Genomic DNA, 20845 nt, shown 5'->3' with positions numbered 1-20845 from the left:
CGCGCCGTGGGGCGCCGCCCGGCGAGCGGCCCTGACCTGACGGTCCGAACGGCCGGGCCCGACAAACCGGGGACGGCCGTGCGCGGACGGGGGCTCCGGCGCCTAGAGAGGTAGTGCGTGCAGGTCCCCTAAGCAGATTACCGCAGGTTCGCGCTACTTTTTACCACGGAAGTCCCGTCCAAGGTTGCTGGTGTTGCATCCAGGGTTGCCGGTGTTGCTCTCCGGGGACGGCGCGCTTGCCGCGCGCCTCGTTCGAATTTGGCGCGCGGGCTAGCCAAATTCTCAACGCCCCGTCGTGCAAGCACCGGCAACCCTAACACCTTCAAGAAAAGAGGCGGAATACCTGGTCGGAGCTGAAGGTCGCCGTTGCTCCGGCCGTCAGCGCGCGAGGTCGCCGGGGGTTATGCACAGTGGCCAGGATCTTGACATCCTGGGCTACCTCGTCGTCCGGACCTCTGCCCATGTGCTCCTTCTCAAACCTGAGAACGGCGTTGCTTATCTCGGCTTCGATCTGGCCCTTGGTCTTTGCCACCCGCGATCTTCCCCCGCCCTTCGGCTAGCGCGCCTTCCCCCGGCTTGCTGCCGTCACGAGCACCGTTCCCGTAGCATCGGTATGTTGATTCCGTGCTTACGTGCGGTCTCGATGGCCTTTTCGTAGCCGGCGTCCGCATGACGGATCACGCCCGAACCCGGGTCCGTGGTAAGCACGTGCTCGAGGCGCCAATCGGCATCGTCCGTGCCGTCAGCCACCACTACCATTCCGGCATGGATGGAGTAGCCGATCCCCACGCCGCCCCCATGATGAACTGAAACCCACGACGCTCCAGAAACGGCATTAAGGAGGGCGTTCAATATGGGCCAGTCTGCGATGGCGTCGCTGCCGTCGCGCATCCCCTCGGTCTCGCGGTTGGGCGACGCCACTGATCCTGTGTCCAGATGGTCGCGACCGATCACAATGGGCGCCGAGATCTCGCCCCGGCGAACGAGCTCGTTTATGGCCTTCCCGAACCTCGCCCTCTCGCCGTATCCCAGCCAGCATATCCTGGCAGGCAGCCCTTGGAACTGCACCTTTTCGCGGGCCATCTTAATCCAGCGGGTAAGACGCTCGTTCTCTGGAAACTCACGCAACACGACCTCGTCGGTCTTGTAAATGTCCTCGGGATCACCTGAGAGCGCCACCCATCGGAAGGGCCCCTTGCCTTCGCAAAAGAGAGGGCGTATGTAAGCGGGCACGAAGCCTGGGTAACTGAAAGCCTCTTTCACCCCGGCGTTGAACGCCTGCTGTCTCAGGTTGTTCCCGTAATCAAACACCACCGCGCCGCGGCGCTTCATCTCGAGCATCGCTTCCACTTGCGTGGCCATGGACTTCATAGCGCGCTCAATGTATAGCTTGGGATCGCGCCTGCGCAGCTCAGCGGCCTCGTCCACAGAAAGGCCCGCCGGGATGTACCCTCCTAATGGGTCGTGCGCAGATGTCTGGTCGGTCACGATGTCGGGGATAACCCCACGGCGCACCAACTCAGGGTGGGTCTCGGCGGCGTTCCCCAGGAGGGCGATGGAGAGAGCCTCGCGCTTCTCCAAAGCCCTGCGCGCGAGCGACACCGCTTCGTCGATGCTGCGGGCCATGACATCACAGTACCTGGTCGCGAGGCGGCGCTTGATGCGCTCCTCGTCAACCTCCACGGCTATGACGACACCGCCGTTCATGGTCACTGCAAGCGGCTGAGCGCCGCCCATACCCCCGAGCCCGGCCGTGAGGGCCAACTTGCCCGCGAGAGTGCCGTTGAAATGCTGGCGCGCGGCCTCCGCAAAGGTTTCGTACGTCCCCTGCAAGATACCCTGGGTGCCTATGTAGATCCAGCTTCCCGCGGTCATCTGGCCGTACATGGTGAGGCCCTTCGCCTCGAGCTCCCAGAACTTCTCCCACGTCGCCCACGCCGGAACGAGCATGGAATTGGAGATGAGGACCCTCGGCGCAAGTCGGTGCGTCTTGAAGACACCCACTGGTTTCCCTGATTGGACCAGCAAGGTCTCATCGTTTTCCAGGATCTTGAGGGAATCCACAATGGCATGGAATGCTTCCCAGCTGCGCGCCGCCTTGCCTCGACCGCCGTAAACCACGAGTTCCTCAGGCTTCTCCGCCACCTCTGGGTCAAGGTTGTTCATGAGCATACGCATGGCAGCCTCTTGCTGCCAGCCCTTACACGAAAGCTCCCGTCCCCTCGGTGCACGAACCACCTCTGCCACCGGTTCTCCCTCCTCTAACGAAAACGGGCCCGGTGCCCGCGCTTTCTCATTATCGCGCACGAGCACCCGGCCCGCTCATTCCATCACGCTCTGCCCGGGCTCTCCGCAAGCTTCGGAGGCCTGGACGGAACCCGCCCCTTGGCACCGCCTTCCTCATCCGAGGCACCGCACTGAGCCTCGCCAAGGGTCGCTGCCGCCGCGGCGGCAGGTATCGTCTGGCCGGCGTCCGCCTCCCTGGACGGCGCCGCCTCAGACAGAAGCGCGTCAAGCTCCGCCCCTTCGATGGTCTCTCTTTCCTTGAGTGCGTTGGCCAGCCTTTCCAGCTTGTCTTTGTTGCCGCCGATGAGCTCCTTCGCCTTCGTGTAGCACTCGTCGACTATCCGCCGAACCTCGCGGTCGATCGCCGCGGCAACCTCCTCGCTGTAATCGCGGTCGTGGGCGAGGTCTCTGCCGAGGAATACGGTGTCCTCCCGCTTTCTACCGAACGTGAGCGGACCGAGCTTCTCGCTCATCCCGTACTCCGTCACCATCCTGCGCACCGCTTTCGTGACCCCGTTGAGGTCGTTCTCGGCACCGGTTGAGATCTCACCCAGGATGATCTCCTCGGCCACACGGCCCGCGAGCCCTACGACGACCTCATCAAGGATCTCCGACTTCGTCAGGAAGTGCCGATCTTCCTCGGGAAGCATGAGAGTGTAACCGCCCATCCTCCCTCGAGGTATTATCGAGACCTTCTGAACGGGATTCGCGTGCGGCAGCAGCTTCGCTGCGAGCGCGTGACCAGCCTCGTGGAAAGCCACGAGGTTCTTTTCGCGCTCGCTCATGACCCGCCCTTTCTTCTGCGGGCCGGCCACCACGCGATCGATGGCCTCGTCGCACTCTGCCATGGTGATCTTCCGCTTACCACGTCGCGCTGCCAGTATGGCGGCCTCGTTCAGCAGGTTCTCCAGGTCCGCACCGGTGAAGCCAGGAGTCCTCTGAGCGAGAACCCTGAGGTCGACATCAGGCGCGAGGGGCTTGTTCCTCGCATGCACCTTCAGGATGGCCTCCCTGCCCGGAAGGTCGGGCATATCCACGACCACCTGCCTGTCAAACCTCCCCGGCCGCAGAAGGGCCGGGTCAAGCACGTCAGGCCTGTTGGTTGCGGCAAGAAGGATTATGCCGGTGTTCGGCTCGAATCCGTCCATTTCCACGAGAAGTTGGTTGAGCGTCTGCTCCCTCTCGTCGTGTCCGCCGCCCAAGCCCGCGCCTCGTTGCCTGCCCACCGCGTCTATCTCATCGATGAACACGATGCACGGCGCGTTCTTCTTGGCCTGATCGAAGAGGTCTCTCACCCTCGCTGCGCCGACACCAACGAACATCTCAACAAAGTCGGAGCCGCTTATGATGAAGAACGGCACACCCGCCTCGCCTGCGATGGCCCGCCCGAGCAGCGTCTTGCCGGTTCCCGGAGGCCCCACGAGCAGCACGCCTTTTGGTATCTTGGCCCCGAGCTCCACGAACTTCTTCGGGTGCTTGAGGAACTCCACTATCTCGGCGAGCTCCTCCTTAGCCTCGTCCACACCTGCAACGTCGGCGAACGTGGTCTTGCCCCGATCCTCAACGTGGAGCCTGGCCCTGCTCTTTCCAAACGAGAGCGCCTTGTTGCCGCCTCCCTGCATTTGGTTGAGTATGAACAGCCACAACCCCACGAAGAACAGGATCGAGATTATCTGGGGCAGGATCGTGTACCACCACGGAGCCGAGGGCTTCGGATCCGCCGTGACCTCGACCCCGGCGAGCGGCCCCTGCGCATCTTTCAGCCTGTCAGTGACGAGGCTTATGTCGGGCACGTACGTCTCAAACTCGGTGCCGTCGGTGAATTTCCCTTCCACTTTGTCGTAACCAATAATGTGAAGCTCCGACACACTGCCTGCGTCGAGCTTCTCCATGAACGTACTCAAGCTGACTTTCTTGGGTTGCTCCCTCTGGCTGTAAAAGCTGCTGGCAATGGACACCGTCATGAGCCCCAGGAGCAGCCACAAGCCAAGCGTGCGTAGCGCTTTGTTCAATTGATCTCCTCCCACTGGTCATCACCACGCGCCCGGCTGGGCCTTGATGAGAGGCCACCGACCGGACCAGTTCATCTCCGCCATGAAGACCTAGGATTCAGAAATCCCATGATATGCAAGCACATTATAGCACACGGTCCTATCAATCACAACCGAACGTACCCCTGCGCCCTCGTCGCCTCCGTGCGAATCCGCGCGCGGGACTAGGCACCTCTAAATGTGTCGCCAGAAGTTCGCGTTGCTTTTCGGCGGGGAGAAGAACGGCCGTCTTGCTCACCCGGGCCCGCCATGCTCCGCAGCCCGCACTGCCAGACGCAAGACCCTGCGAGTCGACGGGCTCACCCTGGCGAGGTCGCTCCTCTTGACGCCGACGACCCAGAGGATATCCTTCCCAGCTACTATAACGGGCACCCGGTCCCGAATGTTCCGTGGGATCTTCTCATCGATGAACAGATCCTTGAGTTTCTTGTGGCCTTCCATCCCGAACGGGCGAATCCGATCCCCTTCGCGCCTCGTCCTCACAGCAAGACTAGGCCCGAGCGCGTCGAGGTCGAAGAACGCCTCATACGGGTCGGGTTCTGGACACGGATCGGCTCCTACACGGCCGACATGGCCTACACGGCCTACGCGGGTGTCCTCGCCGCACCCGCATCTCTTCGTCTCGAAGACCTCGGCATCTATGATCAGCCCAAGCTCGGGGACGAACGTCGTTCCCGGCACGTTCAAGGTGTGCTCGAACCCCCGGGTGGCAAGCGGGCCTCCAGGGTGTGACCGCGCGGCCGACTCGGACGCCGCCCACGCCTCCGTCTCCCCGCACGGCCAGCGTTCAGGCTGGGGCTCCGGCGCGGGCCCGCTGCCGAACTCGAGGATAAGCTCAACCGGAGACCCGATGGCGAGGCTCGCCCCTTGCCTATCGCAGCCATCAAGAGGGTTCGCTGGACGGTAGGCCTTCCTCGCCCAGATCCCCCTGGGCAGGCTCACGGCCGCTCCTGGGGAACCTTCCCGGGCGAGCTCGAGCACGGTTTCTACATGCTCGAATCCCACATCCTCCACCCCTAGCCCCAAGAGCGCTATGGCCTCGCGCACGACCCGCCGCTGGACGGCGACGGGTTCGGCGAGAAGCCGGGTGACGCTGAGCAGTGGTCCCCCCGGGGACTTCCCGAGGATGATATGTCCCATCCTCCGCCGGACCTCACCGGATATGAACGCATCGTCCTCCCTGACGAGTTCGGCCGTCCTCGCGATGCTCTCCACGATGCGCGGGTTGAAGCGACGCTCGAGGAGAGGAATGAGCTCGTGCCTCACCCTGTTCCGCGCGTACACCGGGGCGAGGTTTGACGCGTCAACCCTGGGAGAGAGATGGTTGTCCACACAATACGCCTCGATCTCCCGACGCGGCACGCCGATGAGGGGACGGATGATGACCGGGCCCTCCTTGTCCTTGCTGTTGCCAGCGCCGCCCTCGCCTGTCCCGAGGGGGCGCACCGGAGGGATCCCGCCGAGCCCCGTGGTGCCCGTGCCTCGTAGAAGCCTCAGAAGAACCGTCTCAGCCTGGTCACCTGCGTGATGGCCCAGCGCCACCCTGGTTGCGCCGGTCGATCGTGCCACTTCGCGATAGAATTCGTAGCGGGCTTCCCGCGCGGCAAGCTCCAGCGAGACCCGCTCCTCGCGCGCGATCGCCGCCACATCCCGGGATTCCACAGTCACAGGCAGGCCGAGGCGGCCCGCGAGGTCACTCACGTAACCAGCATCCTCGTCGGCCGCCTCGCCGCGAAGCATGTGATTCAAGTGCGCGACATGCAGGACGATGCCGAGCTCCTCCGAGAGCATCCAGAGGACGTGCAAGAGCGCCACCGAATCGGGGCCGCCCGATACTCCGACCAACACCCGGTCACCCGGCCTCGTCATCTCATACTTTTGAATAGTCGCCCTCACCTTGTCGATGAGACCTGTCACGCCTGTGCGCGCTACGCCAGATCTCACGCCGCGCGGATGTTCCATCGAGCCTCCTCGCAATGTGCCAACCGGCTCCTTACCGGAAGAATCCTTTCCGCGATGATTATACCATTTTCGGACGGGAGCCGCGCTATGCGCCATGCGCGCGTGTTACCGGTCGCCGACAGCGGTCATGGGCATTGCAGCCAGGCCACGCTGCGCCACCGGTCCTCGGGCTCGCGCGGGAGCGAGGTCAGGCATCCCGGGACCGTACGCAAGCTTCTTGTCAGATAGGCGGCGGTACACACGGCCCACCACGACCGTCATGTCGTCCGGCGTCCTCCCTTTGTAGTACTGGCGAGCCTTGTCAAGGATGAAACGGGCCACCTCCTCAGGCTCATCGGACGAGAGCCGCGAAAGGGCAGCCGTGACCCACTCGCCTCTTTCCTGCGAGCGCTCCGCGGCGTTCAGCACACCATCGCTCACCATAACGAGGAGGTCACCATCGGACAGCTTCGCGTGGGTCTTCTCCACATCTATCGCGTCGAAGACGCCTGCGGGCAGCGTCGCGGATTCGATCACGGTCACCCCGCGCGCGCCCTTGATAAAGCTTGGAGGCGATCCAACCTTTATGAACTGTGCATCGCCCGTGCCGAGGTCGACGGTGACTACGTCCAGCGTGGCGAAGGTCTCCCCCGAGGACCGCAGGAGCAGGATGAGGTTCACGGTCTTCACGGCGAACTCATCATCGAACCCAGCCTCGAGCAGCCGCTCCAACATGCTGACCGCGGTGGAGCTTTCGACCGCCGCGGCCTCGCCCGCGCCCATGCCATCGCTCAGCACGAACACCATCCTGCCGTCGGCGAGTTCCAACACGGAGTGGGTGTCTCCTGACACAGCGCTTCCGCCTCTGGCAAGCACGCTCGCGGCCGTGGCCAGCCCGAACACACGTGCCTGTGACAAAAGCACCTCACACGTGGGAAGGCCGCCCCTCGCTCCGCACCGGATCTTCGATGCCTCCATATGCCGCCCCATCAGGCGCGAAACGAGAGGCGCTATGGCTTTCTTGCATTCCTCCTCGCCGCAGCAAGCGTTTTTCTTGATTGTCACGTCCAGCCGTCCCCTGTTCCGCGCTACCACGCTCACCTCAGATATCCCAAAGCCAAACCGCGCGAGCTCCTTCGCGATCCGCTCCTCCGACCAGGTTTCGAACTCCACACGCTGCCACACATCCTCTCCAAGGCCGCGCAGGATCGTGGCCACCCCCTGCAGCTGCCCTGACAGCATCTGGCGGCCTTCTGCAAGGCGTCTCGCGGATGTGAGATTCTGCCGGAAAGTCCCGGTCGTGCTGTTCACGGCGGCCACAAGGCCAGGGATGTCGATGCATCGTCGCCTCAGCTGGCCCTTCACTTCCGACGGGTCCACCCTGCCCTTGAGCTCAGCGAGGGCAACCAGGTCGAGCACGTCGCGGAAGGTCCTGTGAAAGACGTCCTGCCAGCAAAAGAGGTATGACCTGCAGCGGCTGCAAGCCAGCTGGGCTACTCTGTGGAGGACACATGCGACGTCCGCGCGCTCCGCGAGATCAGGATCGTACGGCGTCTGCTTCAGCATGGATGAGAGGTCATCGAAGACCTTGGAAAAGTCTTGGAGTTTCCTGGACAGAACCTCCTGAACTCGGCGGGCGTGCGCGTCTCCGCTTGCCGACGTGCGGGTGACCGAGGGAACGAGGGCCCTAGCCTTGTAGAGGTACCTGTGTGGCACGCACATGAACCCGATTCCCGACGCAGCAAGCTGCGCCATGAACGCGGGGACGGCGGCGCCGGAAGCCACCTGGAACACGAGAAGCGACGCGCCGGCGAAGAATCCACCCGCCGAAGCGATCTTGCCGTGATGGCGGAATACTCCGGCCACGAACCCGCCCACCGCATAGGCTCCCACCACGGGTGCTCCCCCTTGCCCGGACATAGCACACGCAAGGCCCATGAGGGCACCTGAAACTGCCCCGAGCGCTCCACCTCCTGCGTAGGCTATCACGATGGTCGCCAAACCGGCCACGACCGCACCGGCACCGACGCCGCGCCACTCAAGACCCGCGAGGCCCATGGTGATCCCAGCGCACAGGAGGCTCAGTGAAGCGATATCCTCGAGGTCTGCCGCGTCTCGCCGGTCTGCGTCCGAGCCGGCAAGCCAGCCGTTTCTGCCCCACGAGAACACGCCCGCCGCCACTGCGCCGATGATCGCCTCGAGTGCAGCTACAGGAAACGAGGACGCAGGGAAACCTATGAGAGTCTTCACGGTCCAGGGAAGCGCGAATCCGAGGGAAAGGACCACGGCAGGCAGGACAAACACGTTCTGTTTCACCCTTCGCGACGCAAGACGCCCTGCGAGAGCCACAAGAGCCACCGGAAGGGCGGGCCAGATGGTACGCGCGTTCAGAACCGGCCCCGCCATGCCGAGAAAGACTCCCATGGCGGTCAGCACAAGCGCATCGTCGCGTGTTGCGGCCACGTGGGCAAGATAGGCGAGCCCGAAAGGAGACGCTGTGCCCAGGAGCATCGCCCTCCCGAGGAGGAAGCCGACAATGCTGGACGTCACCGACTCAGGAGAGAACGTCCCCGACAAGAACGCAAGGGCCCGGCCGCCACTTCCGGGTCGAGGCCCGCCTCGCCCGCCGCCCCCTGTTCCATCCGGGTCGAGGTCGCTCGGGAGCTCGGCCGGCACCCCCCACACGCGAGTTTTTCCCTTGGGAATGTACACCTTCCGAACCGCGCCGCCGCCAGCCCCGGTCTCGCCCGAACCCAGAGCCTCAGCTGCCTTGCATCCTGGCACCTCCGGTCGCGTGGAAGCGTTGGAAAACCGGTGTACAGTGCGTCCTGCCATGCATGGTTCCCCCTTCTCGAGTCTGATACCTTGCGGCAATTCCGCATCCGCGAGGATGATACCATAGGGCCACGGGGGGAACCTGACGGAAATTGTACCCGCCCCGGAGGAATCGACCGACACACACGGCGACGAATCGCCAGGACTTGCGGGGAAGGGCGGGAATCTGCCCCGCTCTCTATTCGTAACGAAGAGCCTCGATAGGGTCGAGGTTCGCTGCCTTGTATGCAGGGTATACCCCGAAAACGAGCCCAACCGCGGTCGCCGAGAAAAACGCCACGAAGATCGCGAGCGGAGATACGTAGGTCGGCCATTTCGCCAGCTTAGACAGGAGGGCCGCACCGCCGCTACCGAGCAAGGTTCCCACCACACCGCCGGCGAGACAGAGCGCGACGGCTTCCACTATGAACTGCCTCAGTATGTCGCGCCTCTTGGCCCCGAGCGCCTTCCTTATGCCGATCTCGCGCGTCCTCTCGGTCACCGAAACGAGCATGATGTTCATGACGCCAATGCCGCCGACCAGCAATGATATGCTCCCTATGCCCGCGAGGATAACCGTGAATATGCTCATCACAGTCTCAGCCGACTTGAGTATCGTGGAGCTGCTGATCACCATGAACGGGGGATTTTCACCATACTTGCGGGCGAGGACCGCGTTGATTTGATCTGTGGCTTGTTTAACGTGAGCGACGTCCACGGCCTCGACCGTGATCGCCGCCACGTCATCCGTGCCCGTCATGCGGCGGGCATAGCTTATGGGCAGGTAGACGGACATGTCCGCCGTGCTGTCTCCAAAGATGCTCCTGCCTTGCTCTTTCTGGCACCCGACCACGACGAACGAAAGCCCGTTCACCTTGACCTTTTCCCCGAGAGGATTCTTGGCGTCGAACAACTTTCGAGCCAGGCCTCCTCCCAAGACGACAACAGGACGGCGGGCTGTGACATCAAGCTCCGTGAGGAGCCTTCCCTCGGCAAGCATCCCACCCTGTGTCGAAGAAAGGCCATCGTCCGTGAAAGTCGCGTTGACGTTCTGACGTTTCGCGCCATACTTCACAACCGCCGGCGCGACCTTGGTGACGCTCACGTCGGACACAGCGGAGCACGCCTTTCGTATGAGGTCCGCATCATCCACGGTAAGCGGCTTGACGTGTCCCCAGATCACCTCTTGGCGGGTGTAGTCTTGCTGAACGAAGATGAGGTTGGCGCCCATGCCCACGAATTCCCCGGTCACCAACCTCTTGGCGCCCTCGCCCATGGAGATCATGGTGATGACAGAGGCTATACCTATGATGATGCCTAGCAGCGTAAGGACTGACCGCATCTTGTTCGCATGGAGGCTGCGGAGAGCAAGCTTGACGCACTCATAGAGGCTCATCCCTCGTCCACCCCGCCCTCTCCAGCAGCCTCGTCACCAACAACCATGCCGTCTTTCAGTCGAATGACGCGGTCTGTATGGGACGCGACGTCGGGATCGTGCGTAACCATCACGATTGTCATCCCCTGTTCGTTCAAGGTCTCGAGTATGCGGATGATCTCCTCTCCCGCTTTACTGTCCAGGTTTCCCGTGGGCTCGTCCGCAAGGATAATGGACGGAGCGGTGACGAGTGCTCGCGCGATGGCCACCCTCTGCGCCTGGCCACCCGAAAGCTCGTTGGGCTTGTGTTTGATGCGCTGTCCGAGACCGACGGCCTCGAGCGCCTCCACCGCCCTGCGCCTGCGCTCGGCAGCGGGAACCCCGCCGTACGTGAGCGGCAGTTCCACGTTTTCCAGCGCGGTAGCCCTTGGCAGCAGGTTGAACGTTTGAAAGACGAAGCCGATCTTTTTGTTTCTTACCTCCGCGAGCTCGTCATCGGAAAGGTCGCTCACGAGCCTCCCATCGAGGCGGTAGATGCCTCGGGTGGGCTTGTCGAGACAGCCAAGGATGTTCATAAGGGTCGACTTGCCCGAGCCGGACGGGCCCATGATGGACACAAACTCTCCCGCCCGGATCTCGAGAGACACTCCGCGCAGCGCGGCCACCTGGATCGCCCCGGTTGTGTATACCTTCTCGAGGTCTCGTACGACGATCACTTGCTTTCACCTTTCCTCCCGCTGCCGGTGCTCGTGGCCTTACGGCCCGGTCTGCACGCGCACCTCGAGGCCTGAGGTCTGTGCATCGTCCTTCTTCTCAGCCCTGCGTTTCACGCGGTCGCCGTCCTTAAGCTTCTTCAAGACCGTCGCGTCTCCGACCACGACTTCGTCGCCGCGGTCTATTCCGCCGAGGATCTCCGCGTCCATAAGGCTCTCCCGGCCCACGGTCACCTTGACTTCTTTCACCGTGGAGGTCTCCGGGTCCACCAGGAACAGCGTTCTGTCCCCGTTCTTCTCGAGAACGGCTTGAAGCGGCACAACAAGGGCATCTGGCCTCGAATAGGTGACGATCTCCACGTCCGCGCTCATCCCCGGCAGCAGCCCCGACGGCCCGTCATCCAGTTGAATGAGCACGGGGAATCGGGGCACGGTGCCATCCGCGACGGCCGCGGGCGCGATCTCGCACACCCTGCCGCTGAACTCAACCCCGGCCAACGCGTCCGTCGTAAAGGTGGCTCGCTGCCCCGGAGCAACAGCGGCGATATCCGTCTCGTCCACGCGTGCCCTGACTCTTACGCCGCCCGGCCGTGCCAACGTCGCCACGGGCATCCCGTCGGTGACCACAGCCCATTTCTTGACCGGTACGCTGATGACCGTGCCGTCGGTGGGCGCCACGATGCGTGCCCTCGCGAGCTGGACCTGAGTCAACGCTAGGTTCGCCTTGGCCTGCTCCAGACGGGCCATGGCGGCCTGCCTGCTCTTCTCGTTGGATAACTCACGCTCTCTCGCCATGGCCAGAGCTATCTCGGCTTCCTTCAATTGCGCGCGAGCTATCTCCAATTCCTCAGAGGTCGGTGACGCGATAAGGGCGTCGTACTGCCTCTTTGCCGAATCGTATGCAGCCCGGGCATTTACCGCCCGGGTTTTCGCCTCGTCAAGCGCGGATTTGGCGACCGCGCCCTCTTCATACAGCGTCTCCATGGCCTGGAGATTCCTCTCTGCGTCTTTGAGAGCCGTTTCCGCCTGGGTCAGCTGTGCGCGGGCCTGGGCGATCTGCGCCTCCGAGGGGCCTCGTTCTGTCTCAGCAAGCCTGGCGCGCGCCGCAGCGAGCTGCGCCTCCGCCTGCTGTACCTCGAGAGATTTCCCCGTCTCGACGGTAGACGGCGGTCCGAAGTGGGCGAGGTCCGCCTCCGCGGAGGCGATGGCCGCTTTTGCCTGCTCCAACTGGGCCAACAGATCGGACTGGTCGAGCCGGACGATCTCCTGGCCGGCTCCAACCACATCACCCTCTTCGACGAGGACCTCCGCGACACGTCCGGCCACTTGCGCCCTTACCTCAACCGTGGATATGGGCTCCACCGTGCCTTGCGCCGAGACGGTCACCGCGAACTCCTTGGGCTCGACCACGAGGGTATCCACTGTGTACGTGGGTCTCCTCTCGCCCGACAGCTTGCTGCCCAGTATGGTGAGGACCACGATGCCCACGAGACCTGCAACGACGAGGATCGTTCTCCGCCTGCGCGACAATCGAGCACACTCCCTTCGCGTATAGCCGCGTGAAGCCGCATATGTTCAACTTGTTTTGACGTCGCCCCCATCACACTTATTCGCCTGAGGAACGACGTCACCTCCGGTGGGACGCGGATCTTAATTTCAACGTGTGGTCTCATCATGATGAAGGAAACAGGGCGCCGCACGCGAATTAACATGCCGTGGCAGACGACGAACAGGCCCGAAGAAAGCCAGAAAGGGGACGGCTGCAATGACAGACACGACCGTAAAGCCCCGAAAAGGACTCCTCGCCCGCATGCCGGGCGTGCTGATCGACCCAGGCGCGACGTTCGATGACATAGTGGCGAGGCCCGACGCAGCTGGGCCGGTGCTCTTCATCATCATCACCGGAGCGCTCTCGGTTGTATCGATAATCTCAACCCTGAACACCCTTCCCGAGACGACGCCAACCGGCGTCCCCATGCCGCCGCCTGCTTTGACCGCGGTAAGCGGCATACTCGGGCTCATCCTCGGCCTTCTCGTGTGGTGGCCCATACGTGCCTTGATCTTCATGGGCGTCGGCTCGCTTCTCGGGGCAAAGTCCACGTTCTCACAGAGCTTGGCGGTGTCCGGTTATCTCAACGTGACGCAGGTGCTTTCCGCGCTCGTCTCCGCCATCGCGTTCGCGACCACGGGGCGCTCGGTCACGTTGGGTCTCGGCATGATGCTTTCCGCAGAGCAGGCCGCGACGCCTCTCGGCGTTGTGTTGAACGCGGTCAACGTGTTCGGGCTCATCTACATCGCGTTGAGCACAGTAGCCCTCGCCAAGCTCTGGAAGGTCAGCACCTCGAAGTCCGCGGCTGCGACCATCGTGCTCTGGCTCATCGTGGTCGGCCTGTCCGTGGCGAGCGCGCACCTCGGGCGTCAGTTCACCGAGATGCTCCAGGTGCCACAATAGAGGTGTGGCGGTAGGTCACCCAGTGGGTTAGATCGCCACATCTCACGCTGCTCTCCGGCAGATATATCCTGTCCAGGGTTGCGGGCCCCGCCCTCCTCGGGTGATGGGCCCTCTCTGTTGCGTACACCAATCCGGATTTGGCGCGTGAGATAGCCAGATTCTCCATGCGTCCTCGTGCAATAACCGGCACCCCATCCGAATGATCAGAAGCACTCTCGGGTCTCCACTTGGCCGTTGCTAGCCCGTAGCTGCCGCATCGGTTGGAAAGGAGCCGAGGACTCTCGTGAAGACGGTTTTCCGTCTGAGCTCATAGATGGCGTCCTGACACGCGGGCTCCGAGATGTGAGTCTCCAGATCAAGGTAGAATGTATATTGCCATGGCTTGCCACGGGTAGGCCGGGATTCGAGCCTGGTCATGTTGATTTGCCTGTACGCTATCACGCCGAGGCACCAGCCACGGAGTTCTCAATAGGTATGAGCCCGTCCGTGGCCACCCCCTCGTTGATCGCCTTGAACACATCGGGCAGGCTTCGGCAAGGCAACACGTCCAGCTTTCCTGGGACGATTTCGCCGAAGAACTTCACCACCGCTTCCTCGCTGTACGCGCCTCTCTCGCCCTGAAAGGCCACGATCTGAGCCACGATGCCAGACCTCCCTCCTCCTCGCCGGAGCCTCCTCGCCTCTCGGCTGCAGGACTTGTTCCGTGCGAACCGCGCCGCGTGCCAAGCCGTGTCACACAAGGCTACACAAGCAAGCCTACAAACTTGAACTCCCGCGTGTCCACGAGGCCCCTGTTCGTGATCCGGAGCTCCGGGATCACGGGCAGGGCCAAGAGAGCCATGGTCATGAACGGCGACGTCATGGTGCAGCCCAGCGCCCTCCACGCCCGCGCGAGCTCCTCCACGCCAGCGCGGACCCTCTCCACAGGCTCCGCTGACATCAGGCCCGCGATAGGGAGCGGCAGGAACGCAAGGGGCTCCCCGCCTTTCACCACGACCATCCCGCCGCCCGCCTCTGCGAGGATGTTGCCCGCCACGGCCATGTCCTGGTCGTTCATGCCCACCACGAGCAAGTTGTGGCTGTCGTGTGCGACGGTGGACGCAGCAGCGCCGTCCGAGAGGCCAAAACCACGGACCAGTCCCACCGCCATGGTTCCAGATGCCCTGTGACGCTCCACAACCGCGACCTTCGCCACATCCTTTTCGGGACATGCCCGCACCTCGCGGTTCTCGTCCACGGGGATGTCGATCTCCACGTGCCTCGTGAGAGCGCTCGCCTCGATAACCTCGATCACGCGCGCCCGTACGCTCCGGCTCGGAGCCTGCCCTGGCCGCACCCCAGCCCAAAACCCGGGATCGATGGTGATCCGGAAGTCCCCGGGCTCCAGGCGCTTCGCGAGGCGGACCGACCGCGTCGCGAAATCCGGGTAAGCGAACGAGGGCATGTCCACCGCCGTGCGCCCGCCCTCGGCCACGATCTCTCCGTCAGCCATGACTCTGTCAGGACGAGGATCCGCGAGGTCGCCGATGAAGAGGATATCCGCCACCTTGCCCGGCGCGATGCTTCCGAGGTCTTGGCTCATTCTGAAGCACTCGGCGGTGTTGATGGTGGCCATCTGGATCGCCCTTACCGGAGGGACTCCCTCCTCGATGGCGCGCCTCACCACGTGGTTCACGTGTCCGAGGGTGACGAGCGTATCAGGATGTGCGTCGTCGGTCACGAGGACGATATGTCGAGGGTCTATCCCCGTTTCGGTGTAGCTCTTGATCGTGGCCTTGATGTCGCGCCACGCGGACCCTTCTCGCAGTTTCGCGTACATCCCAAGGCGCAGCTTGGCGAGGGCGTCCTCAGCCCGTGTGGATTCGTGGTCCGAGATGATCCCCGCGGCCACGTATGCCGCGAGGTCAGGCCCTGTGTCCGGAATCGAGTAGTGCCCGGTGACCACTTTGCCCGCTTTCAAAGTCTGCCGGATCTCCTCATGGACCTTCTCGTCGCCCGCAAGAACCCCAGGGTAGTTCATCATCTCTCCCAGGCCTGCCACCTCGTCCCAGGCCATGGCCTCGCGAATGGCGTCAGGGCCGATGACCGCGCCTCCGTCCTCGAAGCCCGGCGCCGCCGGCACGCATGACGGCATCGTGGCGAAGACCTTCAGCGGCAGGCCGCGCGCCTCCTCAAGCATGAGGCGCACGCCCTCGACGCCGAGGACGTTCGCGATCTCGTGAGGGTCCATGAATATGGCGGTGGTGCCGCACGGGAGGACGGCCTTGGCGAACTCCCGCACAGTCATCATGCTGCTTTCCACATGGACGTGCCCGTCCAAGAAGCCCGGAACCAGGTAATACCCGCCCGCGTCCATGACCCGCGTGCCTGGCCCGATACACCGCGAGGCGTCTCCGACCAGGGCCACTCGGCCGGAGCGCACTGCCACGTCCACACCATCCTGGATCTCCGCGGTGTGCACGTTGACCAGCTTCCCCCCACGGATAACGACGTCCGCGGGTTCACGCCCCATAGCAGTCGCAACTAACTCCCGACCTACATCGTACAAAGGCCTGCGCGCGCCGGAATGCAACATCCGTCCTCGCTCCTTTCCAAGCCGCCGCGAGTCTTGAAGGAAATTCGGCGGGTTAGGGGAAACTCCTTCCTGTAAAGACGGAAGGAGGACGCGAATGCTCTTCATCATCTCGGCACCGTCTGCAGCGGGGAAGACCACTATAGTGAAGGAGCTCGTGGGGCGCGTCCCGAACCTCGCCCGCCTGACAACAGCCACGACCAGGGCCCCACGGGAGGGCGAAGTGGATGGCAGGGACTATCGTTTCGTTTCGAGGGAGGAGTTCCTCCGGATGATCGAGCACGGCGACCTGGCGGAGTGGAAAGAGACCTACGGCAACTACTATGGTGTGCCTAAGCACGCGGTGGAAGAAGCGCTTCAGTCCCGTACGCTCGACTTTGTGATCGTTCTCGATGTGTATGGAAAGGAGGAATTCGTGAGAAGATGGCCGTCGTGCGTGTCGATATTCATAATGCCCGCCGAAGTACATGACCTCCTCGAGAGGCTTGCATCGCGCGGCGATTGCCCAGCGGACGAGCTCAGAGCGCGCATCTCCCGCATCGACGAGGAGCTGGCGTTCGCGCCGACTTACGACCACATCGTGGTGAACCGGTCGGTTGACCAGGCGGTCGCCGAGATCGCCGGGATCATAGCCCGTCACCGCGCCACGCGAGACGAAACGATGTGATATGAATGCTACACAATCACGTTCTGCGGCTGCCCCTCCATGAACCTCTCAATGTTCTCGATGGTCGTCTCGAGGATCCTTATAGCGGCCTCCCTGCTATTGAAGGCGTTGTGCGGCGTCACCACCACGTCCTCCCGGCGCAGGAGCATCTGGTTGCGGACGAAGGTCCGCAGCACGTCAGCTGAGTACTCCTTGCGTAGAACATACCCTTCCTCCATCATGAGTTCCTCGCCTTCCAGCACGTCCAGACCGGCCCCGCGAAGTATCCCCTGGTCTAACGCCCACAGGAGAGCTTCCGTGTCCACGAGCGCCCCGCGCGCCGTGTTTATGAGCAGCGCGCCACGCTTGACTTTCGCAAGGGTATCCCGGTTGATGATGTGATGAGTTGATTCGCTATACGGGGTGTGCAGAGAGATCACGTCGGACGATGCAAGCAGCTCGTCCAGGGGGACGTACTTGAAACCCAGTATCTCTGCGATAAACCGGTCTCGCCTGATGTCGTACGCCAGCGCCTCCATTCCGAACCCTCTCGCGATGCGAATGACGTGGAGCCCTATCCTTCCCGCGCCGATCACCCCGATGGTCTTGCCCTTTAGGTCGAATCCCTGCAGATCCTCCAGGGAGAAGTCCTGCCGGATCGTTCGCAGGTACGCCTTGTGGATGTTGCGGGCAAGCGACAGGATGAGCCCGAATGTGTGCTCCGCCACAGTGTTCTCCCCGTAGTAAGGGACGTTGGTGACCGTGATATGGCGCTCCCTGCACGCATCGAGGTCGATGTGGTCGAAACCGGTCGACCTTGTTGCAATCAGGCGGAGCCTCGGGAGGGACATAATGACATCTCTCGTCAAGCGCGAGTATATGAAGACGCAAAGCCCCTCCGCGTCTTTGAACTCTCCCCGCTCGACTTCCTGCACGGTGTCTGCGAAGAATAGCGGCTGGACATCGCGGAGCCGCGCGCGGAACCGCTCTCTCTCCCATTTCTCCACCTCAAAGAAGGCGACCTTCATGCGCTTATTTTCCCACACCCACTTGCGCTCATTCGTGGCCCCGTGGCATAATGTACCTGGAAAAGTTCACACGGGAGCTCGCTAGGGGTGCTGCGAAAGCGGCTGAGAAGGCGCGTCTTGGCGTCTACCCTTCGAACCTGATTCGGAAGACTCCGTCTGGGTAATACCAGCGTAGGGAAGCGGCTCGCAAGACCACATCTCGACGGCCGTGGACTCCGGACGACACCGGGCGGGTTCCGCGGCCGTCTCGCGTCTCGCCGTCTCGCGCCTCCCCGTATCGTCTCTCTCACCCGTGGCCGTCTCCCGTGGCCGTCGGCTGTCCTGCGTCGCGTTTGCTTCCTGACGGACACCGATGCAACACCAACATGAAACCGAGGAGGGCTCTCACATGAACAGCGTCGACTGGCGGATCGTGGCGGAAGTAGTAGCGGCCCTGGCGTTACTCATCGGCCTTATCAGGCTCACGAGGCCCCTGCAGGAGGGCCAGGGACGCGGGCCCGCTCAGGTGGTGACGGAGGTGGGCGTGGCCGTCGCGCTCTCGGCGGTGCTCAGCCTCATCAGGGTGTTCAGGATGCCTCAGGGTGGGTCGATCTCCCTTGAGATGGTGCCCATCTTCTACGTTGCCCTGCGGAGGGGGGCCGGCACGGGCGTGTTGGCCGGGCTCGTGCTCGGCATGGTGAAACTCGTGCTGGACCCGTACGTGGTGCACCCGCTTCAATTCCTCATTGACTACCCGCTTGCGTTCGGAGTGCTGGGCTTAGCTGGGCTGTTCCCCGGCATACCGCTGGTGGGCGTGCTGGTGGGCGGCGCGCTGAGGCTCCTCATGCACGTTATCTCAGGCGTTGTGTACTTCGCCAGCTACGCGCCCGAAGGCTCAAATGTGTGGGTGTACTCGCTCACTTACAACGCGACCTACATGGTCCCCGAGGTCATAATCGCCATGATAATCATGGTGTTTCTCGGGGTCGGGCTGGGCCGCGGGCGCGGCCGCCGCGCTGCTCATGCGCGCAGGGTGTAAGGGTGTAAGCTTCGCAACGGCGAGCGTTGCGGTGTTGTCTGTCCATGTGTGTTGTGCGTATCGTGCGAGGGGCGCTGACGATGAACTAAGTGCGGAAAGCGTCTGACATGGGGCGCTCTTGATCGCGCTCTTGATCTCATCCCCATACCTACGCTCCACTCCTTCTTTCCGCTCCTTAGCTGTGGGCGTCACCCATTCCCAAGTTCTCTTGGGATCTTGGGTGACGCCCATTGAGCAACGCCTTGAGCTGCGCTCCGGTGTTAAGCGGCACCGGCCGTAGACGTCGGAAGCCAGACCCGACTCGCAGCGGGGGCGCTCCCGGACACAGCACCTGCGCAGGCTCGTGACCTCTTGCAGGCCTCAGTTATGCACAAGCCACTCCGAAGTTGAAGCGACCGCCACGTGCGCAGCGCACGTGCTCCACTTGCCATCTCCGTGACTGAGCATGCAGTCTGTGCAACCTCCGAGTCGATCGTGATCATGTGTAGCAGCAGCCCGGGCCGGACCAGCCGATCGCGGCGCGGGCGCGTATGCATACTGTGTAAATGGAGGGCATAATGACCCGTATGAAAAGGCATACTGTTATCGACCGATCCGATGTGGCCCGGGCGGCGCCGCGCCGTGCGCCCCTCGCGAGCCGGGTCAGGTGGGGTACCGGGCTGTCTGAAGGGTTTAGAGAAAGAGACCTAAGTATGGCGCCGTGAGTTGTCGTCTCCTTTCTTGACGGAGTCAGGGTTGCCGTGCTTGCACGACGCGGCGTGGGGAATTCGGCTGTCTTAAGTGTCTTAAGCGCCGAGTTCGAACGAGGCTCGCAAGAGCACGGCATTCCCCGAGACAAAGAGCGGCAATACCGGACGAAACTCACGTGCTGGAGGATGACGCAACATTGTGGCGGATGACGACCGATGTAGACTCGGGTTAACTCGGGTTAAGGCATTCGGAACAAAGCGTAGACTCGCAATACAAATAGGAGGTATGACGGGATGGAAAGCGTGAGAGAGGTCACAACGGTACAGAGCGACATGGCGGAGGTGGAAACCAGGCTCGAGGCCCGTAGCAGAGAATCTCGGGCCCAGGAAGCTCTCGCTGCGTCGCCCGTCGCGGCATCGCCCGACCCGGGCTTGAACGCCGGGATGGAACCTATAGCGGGGACCGCGGTCGAAGCGGAGGAGAACGCGGCGACGGGACCACGGGCTCCGGAGGGTGCCCGGGGCGGAAGCCAGGGTAGAAGACAGAGAAGGAAGAGGCACATCTTCACCGAGTATGAAGACAAGCTCCTGATGAAGGTGCTCGAAAGAAGGCCGGGCGAGCGCAAGCAAGAGCTAGAGCGCCTCGCCAGCCTCTTCGGGGTGCCGTACCTTACTTTGCGCCACAGGTTCTACACCGTCATCAAACGGAAGGTCTCGGAAGGACCGGCGGGCCCGACGGCTGTCACCGAGGTGGTGGAGCGTGCGGAGGAAGCCGTGACCGCCCGACCATCTCAGCAGACACAGGACGCCGGAGAAGGCCTGGCGCGCCCTGCGCTTGACCCCATGGAGGAGCTCCTGACTCTCCCGGGCAGGGTGGAGCGGATCGAGAAAAGGCTTTCGGGAATGCTCGATCTCAAGGGCTTCATAGACCGTTTGATCGACATCAACAGACAGCTCGATCGTGAACAACAGCTCCTCGAGGAGCTCGCCCAGAAGGAACGCGAGATCCAGCGTATGAAAGAGGAGATGCAAAAGAAGATCCAGCGCATAAACGAGCGCGAGGAGGAACTCAACGACCTCTACAGTCAGCTCGAGATGACCCTACACCAGTTCATGAACTTGTCGTCCATAGATAAGCTGAAAGTCCTCGGCGATTTCACCGTGAAGGTCGAGACGGTCATCGACCGGTTCGGCAACGTCATCAGGAGACGGCCTGTGGTCGTCCCGTGACGCGTCGCCCGAGGCCATTTCGCGGCCCAT

General features: G+C 62.8%; 16 protein-coding genes and 1 riboswitch. Of the genes, 4 read left to right on the top strand and 12 right to left on the bottom strand.

Annotated elements, in window-relative coordinates:
- Positions 1-322 precede the first annotated feature (322 nt).
- The 8 genes from GX515_00720 to GX515_00685 form a co-directional block, all read right to left on the bottom strand.
- Positions 323-532: a DUF2294 family protein gene (locus GX515_00720; protein HHY31534.1), complete on the bottom strand. Its 210-nt coding sequence runs from the start codon at positions 530-532 to the stop codon at positions 323-325.
- A 53-nt stretch (positions 533-585) separates the two neighbouring features.
- Entirely contained in the window at positions 586-2247 is a 1662-nt protein-coding gene (hutU, locus tag GX515_00715; protein ID HHY31533.1) for a urocanate hydratase, read from the bottom strand.
- 83 nt (positions 2248-2330) lie between these two features.
- Positions 2331-4298 (bottom strand): ATP-dependent metallopeptidase FtsH/Yme1/Tma family protein, encoded by a 1968-nt coding sequence (locus GX515_00710; GenBank protein HHY31532.1) that lies wholly within the window; start codon positions 4296-4298, stop codon positions 2331-2333.
- Between the two features lie 273 nt (positions 4299-4571).
- A complete protein-coding gene (gene tilS / locus GX515_00705) occupies positions 4572-6299 on the bottom strand; it encodes a tRNA lysidine(34) synthetase TilS (GenBank protein ID HHY31531.1) in 1728 nt (575 codons plus the stop codon).
- A 105-nt stretch (positions 6300-6404) separates the two neighbouring features.
- Complete coding sequence (spoIIE, locus tag GX515_00700; GenBank protein ID HHY31530.1) at positions 6405-9113, bottom strand: stage II sporulation protein E; 2709 nt, start codon at positions 9111-9113, stop codon at positions 6405-6407.
- A 178-nt stretch (positions 9114-9291) separates the two neighbouring features.
- Positions 9292-10488, bottom strand: coding sequence for an FtsX-like permease family protein (locus tag GX515_00695; GenBank protein ID HHY31529.1), 1197 nt, complete (start codon positions 10486-10488; stop codon positions 9292-9294).
- Positions 10485-11183, bottom strand: coding sequence for an ABC transporter ATP-binding protein (locus GX515_00690; GenBank protein ID HHY31528.1), 699 nt, complete (start codon positions 11181-11183; stop codon positions 10485-10487). The genes GX515_00695 and GX515_00690 overlap by 4 nt, the downstream gene beginning before the upstream one ends.
- A gap of 39 nt (positions 11184-11222) precedes the next feature.
- A complete protein-coding gene (locus GX515_00685; GenBank protein HHY31527.1) occupies positions 11223-12710 on the bottom strand; it encodes an efflux RND transporter periplasmic adaptor subunit in 1488 nt (495 codons plus the stop codon).
- A gap of 235 nt (positions 12711-12945) precedes the next feature.
- Here GX515_00685 and GX515_00680 point away from each other — a divergent pair, with 235 nt between their 5' ends.
- Complete coding sequence (locus GX515_00680) at positions 12946-13632, top strand: YIP1 family protein (GenBank protein HHY31526.1); 687 nt, start codon at positions 12946-12948, stop codon at positions 13630-13632.
- Positions 13633-13869: 237 nt separating this feature from the next.
- Here the strand turns inward: GX515_00680 and GX515_00675 are convergent, their stop codons facing one another.
- The 3 genes from GX515_00675 to ade form a co-directional block, all read right to left on the bottom strand.
- Positions 13870-14073: a hypothetical protein gene (locus GX515_00675; GenBank protein HHY31525.1), complete on the bottom strand. Its 204-nt coding sequence runs from the start codon at positions 14071-14073 to the stop codon at positions 13870-13872.
- Positions 14070-14273 carry a hypothetical protein gene (locus tag GX515_00670; protein HHY31524.1) on the bottom strand — a complete coding sequence of 68 codons (204 nt, stop codon included), beginning with the start codon at positions 14271-14273 and terminating at the stop codon, positions 14070-14072. Before GX515_00670 ends, GX515_00675 begins: the two co-directional genes overlap by 4 nt.
- A gap of 101 nt (positions 14274-14374) precedes the next feature.
- Positions 14375-16207 (bottom strand): adenine deaminase, encoded by a 1833-nt coding sequence (gene ade, locus GX515_00665; GenBank protein ID HHY31523.1) that lies wholly within the window; start codon positions 16205-16207, stop codon positions 14375-14377.
- Between the two features lie 94 nt (positions 16208-16301).
- Between ade and gmk the strand changes: the two genes are divergently transcribed.
- Entirely contained in the window at positions 16302-16871 is a 570-nt protein-coding gene (gene gmk / locus GX515_00660; protein ID HHY31522.1) for a guanylate kinase, read from the top strand.
- 8 nt (positions 16872-16879) lie between these two features.
- Here the strand turns inward: gmk and GX515_00655 are convergent, their stop codons facing one another.
- Positions 16880-17878, bottom strand: a complete 999-nt coding sequence (locus GX515_00655) for a hydroxyacid dehydrogenase (protein HHY31521.1) — start codon at positions 17876-17878, stop codon at positions 16880-16882.
- Between the two features lie 73 nt (positions 17879-17951).
- Positions 17952-18073, top strand: a riboswitch (TPP riboswitch).
- Positions 18074-18266: 193 nt separating this feature from the next.
- Between GX515_00655 and thiT the strand changes: the two genes are divergently transcribed.
- Together thiT and GX515_00645 are read left to right on the top strand one after the other, a co-directional pair.
- Entirely contained in the window at positions 18267-18896 is a 630-nt protein-coding gene (thiT, locus tag GX515_00650; GenBank protein HHY31520.1) for an energy-coupled thiamine transporter ThiT, read from the top strand.
- Between the two features lie 983 nt (positions 18897-19879).
- Entirely contained in the window at positions 19880-20815 is a 936-nt protein-coding gene (locus GX515_00645; GenBank protein HHY31519.1) for a hypothetical protein, read from the top strand.
- Positions 20816-20845: the final 30 nt, after the last annotated feature.

This window comes from Bacillota bacterium (assembly GCA_012842395.1).
Lineage (GTDB): Bacteria > Bacillota > SHA-98 > UBA4971 > UBA4971 > UBA6256.
The sequence above is the reverse complement of the archived record's forward strand: the minus strand, read 5'-3'. Positions and strand labels throughout refer to the sequence as shown.

Coding starts and splice junctions, on each gene's coding strand:
- tilS (HHY31531.1), bottom strand. CDS start 6,299: ATGGAACATCCGCGCGGCGTGAGATCTGGCGTAGCGCGCACAGGCGTG.
- spoIIE (HHY31530.1), bottom strand. CDS start 9,113: ATGGCAGGACGCACTGTACACCGGTTTTCCAACGCTTCCACGCGACCG.
- GX515_00695 (HHY31529.1), bottom strand. CDS start 10,488: ATGAGCCTCTATGAGTGCGTCAAGCTTGCTCTCCGCAGCCTCCATGCG.
- GX515_00680 (HHY31526.1), top strand. CDS start 12,946: ATGACAGACACGACCGTAAAGCCCCGAAAAGGACTCCTCGCCCGCATG.
- ade (HHY31523.1), bottom strand. CDS start 16,207: ATGTTGCATTCCGGCGCGCGCAGGCCTTTGTACGATGTAGGTCGGGAG.
- gmk (HHY31522.1), top strand. CDS start 16,302: ATGCTCTTCATCATCTCGGCACCGTCTGCAGCGGGGAAGACCACTATA.
- GX515_00655 (HHY31521.1), bottom strand. CDS start 17,878: ATGAAGGTCGCCTTCTTTGAGGTGGAGAAATGGGAGAGAGAGCGGTTC.
- thiT (HHY31520.1), top strand. CDS start 18,267: ATGAACAGCGTCGACTGGCGGATCGTGGCGGAAGTAGTAGCGGCCCTG.
- GX515_00645 (HHY31519.1), top strand. CDS start 19,880: ATGGAAAGCGTGAGAGAGGTCACAACGGTACAGAGCGACATGGCGGAG.